The organism is Chryseobacterium sp. GTID13, from assembly GCF_056172655.1.
The window spans coordinates 1,566,970-1,577,812 of record NZ_JAOCMB010000005.1 but is presented as its reverse complement, the minus strand read 5'-3'; the positions used below and the strand labels follow the sequence as shown (position 1 = coordinate 1,577,812).

Annotated in this window: 7 protein-coding genes and 1 pseudogene; all 8 read left to right on the top strand. The window is 43.8% G+C overall.

The annotated features are described in order from the left end of the window. Window positions 1-2 precede the first annotated feature (2 nt). The 8 genes and pseudogenes from N4G44_RS13805 (at window position 3) to N4G44_RS13770 (ending at window position 10,774) form a co-directional block, all read left to right on the top strand. On the top strand, window positions 3-4,235 hold the full coding sequence (locus N4G44_RS13805; protein WP_474927720.1) for a beta-ketoacyl synthase N-terminal-like domain-containing protein: 4,233 nt from the start codon (window positions 3-5) through the stop codon (window positions 4,233-4,235). Further along, the gene (locus N4G44_RS13800) at window positions 4,223-4,522 is read left to right on the top strand and encodes an acyl carrier protein (RefSeq protein WP_034728171.1); all 300 of its coding nucleotides are present in this window, start codon (window positions 4,223-4,225) and stop codon (window positions 4,520-4,522) included. Before N4G44_RS13805 ends, N4G44_RS13800 begins: the two co-directional genes overlap by 13 nt. Further along, a pseudogene (locus N4G44_RS13795) lies at window positions 4,513-5,306 on the top strand (alpha/beta fold hydrolase). The gene N4G44_RS13800 and the pseudogene N4G44_RS13795 overlap by 10 nt, the downstream one beginning before the upstream one ends. After that, window positions 5,299-7,704 (top strand): glycosyltransferase, encoded by a 2,406-nt coding sequence (locus tag N4G44_RS13790; protein WP_474927717.1) that lies wholly within the window; start codon window positions 5,299-5,301, stop codon window positions 7,702-7,704. The pseudogene N4G44_RS13795 and the gene N4G44_RS13790 overlap by 8 nt, the downstream one beginning before the upstream one ends. A 4-nt stretch (window positions 7,705-7,708) precedes the next feature. Continuing rightward, the gene (locus tag N4G44_RS13785) at window positions 7,709-8,980 is read left to right on the top strand and encodes a condensation domain-containing protein (protein WP_474927715.1); all 1,272 of its coding nucleotides are present in this window, start codon (window positions 7,709-7,711) and stop codon (window positions 8,978-8,980) included. Next, window positions 8,977-9,891 (top strand): condensation domain-containing protein, encoded by a 915-nt coding sequence (locus N4G44_RS13780; protein WP_474927712.1) that lies wholly within the window; start codon window positions 8,977-8,979, stop codon window positions 9,889-9,891. The genes N4G44_RS13785 and N4G44_RS13780 overlap by 4 nt, the downstream gene beginning before the upstream one ends. A gap of 5 nt (window positions 9,892-9,896) precedes the next feature. Further along, on the top strand, window positions 9,897-10,229 hold the full coding sequence (locus tag N4G44_RS13775; RefSeq protein WP_474927711.1) for a hypothetical protein: 333 nt from the start codon (window positions 9,897-9,899) through the stop codon (window positions 10,227-10,229). After that, window positions 10,226-10,774 carry a hypothetical protein gene (locus N4G44_RS13770; RefSeq protein ID WP_474927708.1) on the top strand — a complete coding sequence of 183 codons (549 nt, stop codon included), beginning with the start codon at window positions 10,226-10,228 and terminating at the stop codon, window positions 10,772-10,774. Before N4G44_RS13775 ends, N4G44_RS13770 begins: the two co-directional genes overlap by 4 nt. Window positions 10,775-10,843 lie beyond the last annotated feature (69 nt).

Sequence of the window (10,843 nt, the reverse complement as noted above, 5' to 3'; positions counted from 1 at the left end):
CTATGAAAAAAACAGATGTTGCTGTTATTGGCTTATCCTGTGTCTTTCCAGGGGCACAGGATGCCAATACTTTCTGGCAGAATATTATCAATAAAGTAGATTCCACCCAATCGGCTCCTGCTGACAGGATTGATCCGGTACATTTCAGTGATGCTGCCAATCCCGTCGACAGATTTTACTGCCAACGCGGTGGATTTATTTCAGATTATGAATTTGATCCTACGGCTTTCGGGATTCTTCCGTTAGCAGTAGAAGGTACCGAGCCGGATCATTTGTTAACCCTCGATCTGGTGCAGAAAGCCCTGGAAGATGCCGGTGTGTTTCAAAAGGGAACATCTCTGGAGAAAACAGGAATTATTATCGGTAAAGGAAACTATACCGGTCCCGGAGCAACCCGCGCCATTGAAATCGTGCGTACCGGAGAACAGATTTCTTCATTATTACAGGAATTGCTTCCCCAGGTATCTTCAGCAGATATCGAAAAGGTGAAACATGCTTTCCAGGAGCGGAAAGGCCGTTTCGCAGCAGATACAGCCATGGGACTGATTCCTAATCTCGTAGCCTCATTAGTAGCCAACAGGTTCAATCTCGGAGGCGCGGCTTTTACGGTAGATGCGGCCTGTGCTAGTGCCCTGATAGCAGTAGACCACGCCGTTCAGGAACTGAACCGGGGCCGTTGTGATATGGTGATCGCAGGAGGTGTGCACACCGGACAGAATGCTGCTTTCTGGAGTATTTTTGCCCAGTTGGGAGCTTTGTCGCATCAACAGCAGATCAAACCATTCAGTACAGATGCAGACGGATTACTAATTGGGGAAGGCTGTGGTTTTGTCGTGTTAAAACGACTGGAAGATGCAGTCCGTGACCAGGATAAGATCTATGCTGTAATAAAAGGAGTTGGAGTAAGCAGCGATGGTAATGGAACGAGTGTGATGAGTCCGTCCGTTAAAGGTCAGCTTAAAGCTTTACAACAGGCCTGGATCAATGCAGACCTTGATGAAAAACAGATCGGTTATCTTGAAGCTCACGGCACAGGAACACCACTTGGAGATAAAACGGAACTTCAGACCTTAGCGCGGTTTTTTACCAAAGAAGAAACAACCCAGGCTGCAGGAATCGGATCAGTAAAATCCAATATCGGACATGCCATGCCGGCTGCCGGAATCGCAGGTTTAATCAAGACTTGTCTAGCACTTCATCATGATACTTTACCACCTACATTATATTGCGAAAACCCAATTGCAGATATGGAGCAGACCCGTTTTGCTCCGGTACAGGAACCGAAAAGCTGGTCAAAGACAGGCTTGCCGAAAGTAGCGGCAGTCAATGCCTTCGGATTTGGAGGAATCAATGCGCATGTTGTTCTTGAAGGCTATGATATGCCGAAAAAAGACCGCGTTTTGGTATTGGCAAGGCCTACTCATGAAGAACTTCTTTCTGCTTTAAAAAATAACGACAACAGAGTAGGAGACGGGGATTACCGGATTGCTTTATTCGACCCGACCCCTGAAAGAATAGAAAAAGCGATTAAAATTGTAGCTAAAGATAATCCCTGGCGCAATAAACAGGATATCTGGTACACCAATACGCCTTTGCTGAAGGACGGGGGCAAAATTGTTTTCGTATTTCCGGGGCTGGATGGCCTTGCCAAGGGTGAAGTGGACAGTGTAAGCCGTTACTTTGGACTAACCCAACCCATCGAAACAGAAGGAGAAGGTTTATTAAGCGATGCACTGGGAATTTTCAACAAATGCAGCATCCTTGATAACGCCCTGAAAAAGCTGGGAATTGTTCCCGATATGAACGCAGGACACAGCCTGGGAGAATGGCTGGCAGGATATTCCTCTGAACTGGCAGAAGTAAATTCTGTGAAAGCTTTGATCGATGTTCTTAACCCGGAAACCTTTGAATTAAAAGACTCCAGGTTTATTGCCATCGGAGCGGGGATTGATGCGGTGAAGCCTTTTATAGATACCATTCCTAATCTTTATATTTCCAATGACAATTGTCCTAATCAGGTGATCCTTTGTGGCAGTAATGCTGCTTTGGATGAACTGGTTCCATTGTTAAAATCAAAACAGGTCTTTCATCAGATTCTGCCTTTCCAGTCAGGTTTTCACTCACCATTTATCGCAGATAAGCTGGATGTGATTTTAGCAGGAATGGAAAAAGCACAGTTTCAACAGACGAAAATCCCGTTGTGGTCTGCAACGACTTTAGAACCGTATCCTGCCGATCAGGATGCCATCAGAAAACTAAGTGCCGAGCATTTGGTGCAGCCGGTCCGTTTCCGTGAACTGACGGATAAACTGTATGAAGAAGGAGCAAAATTCTTTATTCAGATTGGTACCGGAGGACTAATCGGATTTATTGATGATACTTTGAAAGGAAAAGCGTTCAGTACGATCGCTTCCAGCGTGGCCACAAGATCTGCATTGGCTCAGCTGCAACGTGTAGTAGCCGCATTATTCGTGGAAGGGAAAACCGTAGCTCTTGACTTTCTGGAAATACAAAGCCAATCTAAAAAACCAACAGGAAAAGGAATCAAATTACAATTAGGTTCGCCGATCATTCGTGATTTTAAAGAGATTCAGAATCTGGCTCAGTCTATTGATCAGCCAAGACAAAATACGGTTTCAGCGGCGGTAGCTAAGACCGGCCATCCTCTCGTTCAGGCTTTCCAGGAAAATATCACCGATATGATCCGGATGCAGGAAGAAGTGCTGACGCTGTTTCAAAACCGTCCGGAAATTGCACTTCCAAGACCTGTGGTTTCCAAACCTCCTGTCAGTAAGAACTTCTCGAAGCTTCTCTGTGTTAATTTAGATACTCATCCTTACCTCATCGATCACAGCCTATTGAGACAGCCGAAAGGATGGACCAATGTTTCTGATATGGAGCCGGTGATCCCGATGACCATGATCTTTGAGCAGTTAGCAGAAATCGCACAGGCGGAAATACCCGGGACCCGTGTTCATAAAATCATGAATGTGAGTGTGTTTCAATGGATGAATGTGGCCAAGCCTTTTGAAAAAACCGTCAAGGGAGAATGGCGATCCCCCAACCACGCTTATCTTGATATCGAAAACTTTGCCAATGCAGAAGTCTTACTGGCTTCATCTGCACCTGCTGTTCCGGCTTTTAATCTGTCGATCGGGGATCTTCTGCCAATCGAAAGAACACCTGAAGAGATCTATGACAAACATATGTTCCATGGGGAACTCTACCAGGGAATTACAGAAGTTTCAGCAGTAGGAACAAAAGGAATTATAGGAAAAATTAAAGGAAATGGCGGAAAAGGCTCCTTGCTTGATAATGCCGGACAGTTATTCGGGTTGTGGCTGCAGTTAACCCTGACCAAAGACCGTATTGCTTTCCCTGTGAAAATCAGGGATATTGAATTTTTCGGAAATATGGAAGATCAGGACGGCCTTTTTGAATGTACCTGCATCCTTACCGAACTCAATGAAGAATTTGCCATTGCAGATATCATCCTGAAAAGAGACGGAAAAGTATGGTGCGCCATTACAGGCTGGCAAAACCGCCGTCTGGAAATTGATGAACCCCTTTGGAACGTTTCCATGTCGCCTTTGCACAACCGTCTTTCGGAAGAAATAGCTCCCGGGATATTTTTCTTTCATCAGGCATATACCAGAGTGGCTTCGTGGGATTTTATCCTCAAAAGATATTTCAACCAGACCGAAAAAGAGTATCATCAGCAACTGCTTCCCAACAAGCGGAAAGAATGGATGGTGAGCCGTGTAGCCGTGAAAGATGCCGTTCGTAACCTTCTCCGTGACAAGAAAAATCATCCTTGCTTTCCCATCACTTTTGAAATCGGGAAAGAAGAGAGTGGAAAACCTTATCTGATCGGTGATGTTACGGAAGATATCCATATTTCTTTAGCCCATAAAGAAAAAGATGCGGTCGGTATTGCACGACAGGGCGGCCCGGTGGGCATCGACATGGAGATCATGGAAAAACGCAGCTCCGGATTTTATGACATGGTATTTACCGAACATGAATTAACCTTATTAAAAGACAGAGATCAGGCAGAATGGACCACCAGATTCTGGGTAGCCAAAGAAGCCTACGGAAAGTTTCTCGGTACCGGGCTGAAAGGAAATCCAAAAGCCTTTGAAATCACCCGTATTGAAGGAGATTATGTATGGATCAATCAAACTGAAATAAAAACTATTAAACATAAAAAATATATTATCGGATGGACACTATAAACAACACATTAAAACTGAATCACGAAGAATTGTTCACACTTTTAAAAGGTTTTATTACGGAAGTGATAGGCGCTGAATTTGTAGAAGAAATGGACATCACGCCGGACAGTTCATTCACCAAAGACCTGGAAATGGACAGCATAGAAATCGTTTCTTTTTCCGAGAAGATCAAGGCGCATTTCGGGGACCAGATTGATTTCACGGGATGGCTGTCTTCCATGGACCTGGACGAACTGATCAACCTTGACCTCCGTATGATCATCAATTATATCTACGAATGCCAATAATCAATGTAAACCATAAGCAGGTTCATATTCAGGAACTCAATAAAGGAGCTGAACAGACGGTGGTGCTTATCCACGGGATGTTCAGCAACCTCTCCATTTATTATTTTAATATTGCCCCGATTCTGGCGAAGCATTTCCATGTGGTGATGTATGATCTGAAAAGTCATGGTATGAGTGAGCGTTTTACAGACGGTTACGATCTGGAAAGTATGTCTTCTGATCTGCTGGCTCTGATGGACGTTTTGGAACTTAAAAAGTACACCTGGCCGGATACAGTTTCGGAGGACTTATTGCTCTGAAAACCGCATTGAAAGCACCGGAACGTGTCAGTCAGCTGGTGGTCATAGAAGCACCGGACCCGCAGGATGAAAAAGCCCGTAACATCATCGATGAGTACAGCAAAGAATTCCTCGAGCATTATGTGGCCAATTTTACAGATACTACCAAAGTTCAGATGGGTAAAAGGCAAATGGAGAAAAATCACCGGATGTATGAATTCCTGTTCGAAAAAACCAGCATCAAAGCAGATATGATCAGGGAAAAACATTTTCTGTGGGAAGCCAATTTTGCAGAACTTAATACTCCCACACTTTTGCTTTACGGATCAGAATCGAACTGTAAACCTACAGGGGAATGGCTGAAAACACAGATCATTTCATCTGAACTGGAATTGATCCCCGGCGATCACAATGTCCCGATACAGGAACCTGTTCAGATCGCAGAATCGATCGTTCATTTTTTATCTCAATCATTATCTAAACCATTAACACAAAATCATGGCTAAATTTGTATTTGTTGTTCCACCATTGACAGGCCATGTCAATCCAACCTTAAGCATCGGTGCAGAATTACTGCAACGTGGGCATAAAGTGGCCTGGATCAGTCTTGACCAAAATTTAAGTACAAAACTTCCTGTCGGGGGAGAACTTTTACTCATTCAATATGACCAGACCGACGAGGAAAAAAGAGAAAGTGAGAGCTATCTCGATATTATTTCTAAAAAAGTAGTGTATGGTATCGACAGCATCAAATTTCTTTACGATGACGTACTGATTCCTTTAAACAGACATTGCTACAGCGGGATCGTTACCCTGCTGGAACACTATCAGCCTGACATGGTGATTGGCGACCATCAGCTGTTTGCTGCCGCTATTGCCGCTAAAAAACTGAATCTTCCCTACAGCACCTCCGTTACCGCTCCGGCAGCCATTAAAATGATGGACGAATTGCCTAAAGTACACGAATGGGAAGTCAACAAGATCATTGAACTGCAGAAAGAACTGGGGATAACGGAAAACCGGTCATTAGCCTCTTCCGATCTGTTAACCCTTGTTTTAACCTCAGAATATTTCTTTGGCGAAATGGATCTGCCGGAAAACTATCAGTTCACGGGACCTGTTCTTACGGAACGCCGCATCTCCTGTGAATTTGATTGGGACAGATTGAAAAGCAGTCCCAACAAAAGAATTTTGGTAAGCATCGGAACGACTTTCGATCATGATCATAAGAAAGCTTTCTTTCAAAAGGTGGTGGATGCCTTTAAAGATGAAGACCTGACGGTTGTACTGGTTTCTGATCCGCAGCTTTTTGACAGCTGGCCGGAAAACTTTATGGTCTATAATCAGGTTCCGCAACTGGATCTGCTGCCTCATCTGGACGGAGTTGTATGCCACGGCGGTCACAATACCGTTTCCGAAGCACTTTCCAACGGTCTTCCGCTGGTTGTCATCCCGATTGCATATGATCAGTCGCATGTGGCAGGTCGCGTTGTGCGTACCGGAGCAGGAGATAGGCTTAATTTTAACCGGTTTAAATCCAATCACCTGAAAGATGCTGTGAACAATATTTTAAACAATTCAGAATATAAAGAAGCTGCCGAAGCGGTTCGCAGATCCTTCACCGAAGCCGGAGGTACAGCCACTGCTGCCAATTTGCTTGAAAAAGCATTAATTCCATCAAATAAAACAATAAAGCCAGGGTCTAAATTTTTATTTGTGATCCCGCCGTTTTTTGGACATATCAGCCCAACCTTAAGTGTGGGAGCCAGTTTGATTGCCCGCGGACACGAAGTAAAATGGTTTGGAATTACTCCGTTGGACAGCAAACATATTCCGGAAGGGGGAAGCTATTTTTATCCTGAAGAAGATTTGAGTCCTTTTCAGGAAGATATTCAGCGTATTTTAAAAAGACAGGACGACGGGCCGGCCTGTTCAGGACCTGAAGTGATGAAACTCGCACTGGAAGAAACCTATGTTCCGTTTGCCAAAATGATGATGCCCGGGCTGGAACGTCTTGTACAACAATGGAAACCTGATGTTCTGGTGAATGACTGTATCACTTTCGGAGGAGCTCTTTTTGCCCACAAACACAACATTCCATGTGTAACAACTACGCCTGTTCCTCCCGATGTAATGGGCGATACCGCGACTCATGCACCTAAAATATTCGAGTGGCAGCAAAACCTGATCAAAGACCTCCAAAAAGAAGTAGGGATTAAGGATGAAGGTATTTTTATCCATTCCAACAAGCTGAATCTGGTATTCACTTCGCAGTCTTTTGCCGATTTTGAAACCGTTCCTTCCCATATGAGATTTGTAGGCCCGGTAAAAGGACGTCCGAATCCTGCTCCTTTTGACTGGGAAAAACTGGAAGCCTCTACGACACCGAAAATATTTGTATCACTCGGAACCCTTTTGGTAGATATCCGGAAAGCCTTTTTTGAAAAAGTGATTGCCGCATTTGCGGACCAGCCTGTAACGGTTATTGCAGCCACTCCGCCGGAAATATTTGAGGAATGGCCTTCTAATTTTATTGTAAGCGGTTTTGTCCCGCAATCTGCATTAATGCCTCATATGGATGCGGTGATCTGCCACGGAGGTTTTAATACCGTTAATGATACCTTCACCAATGGATTGCCGATGCTCATCACGCCTATTGCCTACGACCATTTTCATATTGCCAAATTAATTGAAAAGGCAGGCTGCGGAATCAGCATCCGGTACAAGCGGTTACGTGTTGAAGCCCTTCGTGAAACTGTTTTTGAATTACTGGAAAATCCTGCCTACAGAAATGCAGCGAAAGAAGTTCGGGCCAATCTGCTGAATGCAGGCGGTAATGACCGTGCAGTGGAACTTCTGGAAGATTTTGTACAACAGCATCGTTCAACCTTAGTTACAGTATAAGCCTATGAGACGAAAATTGTTATTTGGCGAGCGTATGCTTTTAGGGGACGGAACAGAACCTTTCAATGCCGTGATTCCGTTCCGGCTGCGCGGTACTTTTCAGGAGAAAAATATCCAGAATGCCCTGGATCAGCTTCAGAGAAAACATCCATGGCTGAGAGCGTTCATCAATCATGATGAAGATGATATTCCCTGGTTTGAAGTACCGGAAACTTATCCGCCGATCCCGATACGGATCGTTTCCAGAAAAGGGGAAGACGACTGGCAGGAGGAATCCAGAAGGGAGTGGCAGACCTTATTTGATTTTGGGCAACAACCTCTTCTCCGATTCATCTGGATCAGAGGGGAAGAAGTATCAGAGATGCTTTTTTCTTTTCACCATTGCTTATGCGATGGGGGTTCTGCTATGGCTTTTTTATATGAATTTTTAACAATATTGGATAATCCGTCAGCTGAAATCGGGGTAGAACATCCTATCCTGGGAATTCATGATGTGGTTCCGGAAGCAATTCTGACAAACCGTTACCAAAAACTGAAAGCGAAAGTAATCGGCAGGGTGGCGGCAACGGCCATCAAATGCATTCCTGTCAGTAAGAAAGCCATTGAACGGCAAAATGATTACCTGATCCACTGGAAATTTGACAAAGAAACAAGTAAGGAACTGATAGCTTATTGTAAGTCGCAGGAGGTTACCGTTAATACATTTTTAAGTGCCGTGTTACTTCGTGCCTTTAAAAAGGTAAGAGGGGATGCCGCTTTCAATAAAGTGTCGTGCCCGGTAGATATCAGGCGTTTTGCGCCACAGATTAAAGACGATCATATCTTTGCTTTCGGGTTGATGATTGTACTTTCATCTGACGATAAAGTGAGTTTTTCAGACAATTTGTGGATGATGCAGGAGTCTGTAGAAAAGAAAACCTCCAAACTGAATCCTTACATTACCATGATGGTGATGGAGTCTGCTCATGATGCCTTGAAAAACTTCACGAAGCTGTTAAAGCATGGTAAATCTTCCAACGACTGTATGTTTTCCAATCTTGGACGCATTCAGATTCCTCATCAATACAAAGAATTTACACTGGAAACCATTTTCAGCCCGTCTGTGATTGGCCCTTTGGGGAATACCACAACGATGGTAACGTCAACGTTTCGGGGTGAAATGGATTTTTCATTTGTAGGAAGCGAAGGCTATTTACCGTATGCGGAAGCTTTGGCTATTCGTGATGAGGTGATTAAAACGGTGAAATTACAATTAGACCCCATAGCAGTATTATGATCAGGCGAAATTTAATGATGGTGGAGCGGATCATGTATGTTGATCCCGAAACTCCTGTCAATTGTGTATTTACGGCAAAAATAAAAGGGAATATCCCGGAGGAAAACTTTAAGGCTGCTTTAGAAAAAATCCAGCAGAAACATCCTTTGCTGAGAACCAGGATTGATAACACCAGTGAAAAGCATCCCTTTTTTATAGAGGAAAAAGACATTGAAATCATTCCGCTCCGTATTGTTGAACGAAGAACGGATGAAGACTGGTTGAAAGAATCCGAAACTGAATGGTTCCGGCTGTTTAAAGATGAAAAAAAGCCGCTTGCCCAATTGGTCTGGATCAAAGGACAAAATGTATCGGAAATCCTTTGGGTACTGCCTCATTGCATCTGCGACGGAACTTCTCTTGTCACCATGATGACGGAACTTCTTGCTTTACTGGATGATCCTGCTCTGGAGTTGCTGCCTTATGAGGTATTCAGTTCTGTGGACGATTTCCTGCCTTTGGATTTCGATATGAAAAGAAAGAAGCGCAAAGCCCGTTTTTATCTGATGATGGGCAGACTCTTTTTTCTCATGCAGCGGAAAAGTAAGACCAGAAACCTTGGTAGTAATTACGTTGTCCACTGGAAGCTGAATGCAGATACAACTGCACAAATAACGGAAAAATCGAAAGCTCATGGTGTTTCTGTACACGCTTTGCTTTGTTCTTCGTTTATGCAGGCTTTCCAGGATGTCCAGGGAAAATATGCAAAAGGGAAGGTGATCAGTCCAGTGGATGTGCGTCATTTTATTCCGGAGATCAGACAGGATCATGTATTTGCTTTCGCTCCAACCGTTGAATTGTCCTTAAAAAAAGAAACCCGGATCTACTGGAGAATGCCAGACATATCAAAAAAGATCTTACAGAAAAAATAGGAAAAATGGAAGCCAGGGAGCTTCTATGGATGGGTGAGCAGATGCATCCCGTTGTTGAACGTATGGTTTCCATGCTGAAATCCAGTAAAGGCGGTCATGATGTAACGCTTTCCAATATGGGAAGAATCAATATCCCGGGCGATTATAAAAATTTTAAAGTAGAAACCATCATCAGCCCTACGGTTGCCTTTCCATGGCTGAATTCGAATACTCTGGTCGCAACAACGTATAATCAGCAAATGGATTTCACGTTTATGTCCAATGAGCAATTCCTGCCCAAAGAAAAAGCCATAAAAATTAAAAACAAAGCCATTGAACTCCTGACCTCGTCGCTATGAAATTTAAACTGAAGCCGCCCCCTCCTAAAAAACTCAGGAAAACCACCCTGAAACGCTTTCTCATCAGGCGGACGATTTACTATGTCCTTCCGAATGTATTCTTCAACTTCATTATTGCTTACGCCAGTTTTCAGGAGTTAGGATACACACACTTCTTTTCCGGAACCCAGAATCTGGCCCGGCTTACCTTACCTATGGCCATATTTCTGCCCGTAGTGCTTACCATCGATATTATCAACAGGGTCATCATTGCTTCCGAACAGGGTGCCATTGAGTTCACTGTAGATGAACAGCTTAATAAAAAGAAGCTGATGACGAAACTGAGTATTTTGCACGGGATTATTACCGGATTGCTGGTGCTGTCTGTTTTACTTTTAGCACAATATAACTGGTCCGAATATTATAAGCTGGATGCTACGGCCATGGCTGTAGTGGTTGGGGTGCTGGCGGGGGTACTGTCTGTGGTGTTTGTGTATTTGCCGGTGTGGAGGTTGAAGAGGTGGATGGGGAGGAGAGCTCAAACGGTAATAGTAGATAAACATTAGATTCAATATTCATTCACTTATAATTTAATACATTACAATAAAGGCTTCAACATTACATAAAATTTCCGG

Excerpts from the sequence above, each read along its gene's own strand:
- N4G44_RS13805 (WP_474927720.1), top strand. The coding sequence starts at position 3 with ATGAAAAAAACAGATGTTGCTGTTATTGGCTTATCCTGTGTCTTTCCA.
- N4G44_RS13800 (WP_034728171.1), top strand. The coding sequence starts at position 4,223 with ATGGACACTATAAACAACACATTAAAACTGAATCACGAAGAATTGTTC.
- N4G44_RS13790 (WP_474927717.1), top strand. The coding sequence starts at position 5,299 with ATGGCTAAATTTGTATTTGTTGTTCCACCATTGACAGGCCATGTCAAT.
- N4G44_RS13785 (WP_474927715.1), top strand. The coding sequence starts at position 7,709 with ATGAGACGAAAATTGTTATTTGGCGAGCGTATGCTTTTAGGGGACGGA.
- N4G44_RS13780 (WP_474927712.1), top strand. The coding sequence starts at position 8,977 with ATGATCAGGCGAAATTTAATGATGGTGGAGCGGATCATGTATGTTGAT.
- N4G44_RS13775 (WP_474927711.1), top strand. The coding sequence starts at position 9,897 with ATGGAAGCCAGGGAGCTTCTATGGATGGGTGAGCAGATGCATCCCGTT.
- N4G44_RS13770 (WP_474927708.1), top strand. The coding sequence starts at position 10,226 with ATGAAATTTAAACTGAAGCCGCCCCCTCCTAAAAAACTCAGGAAAACC.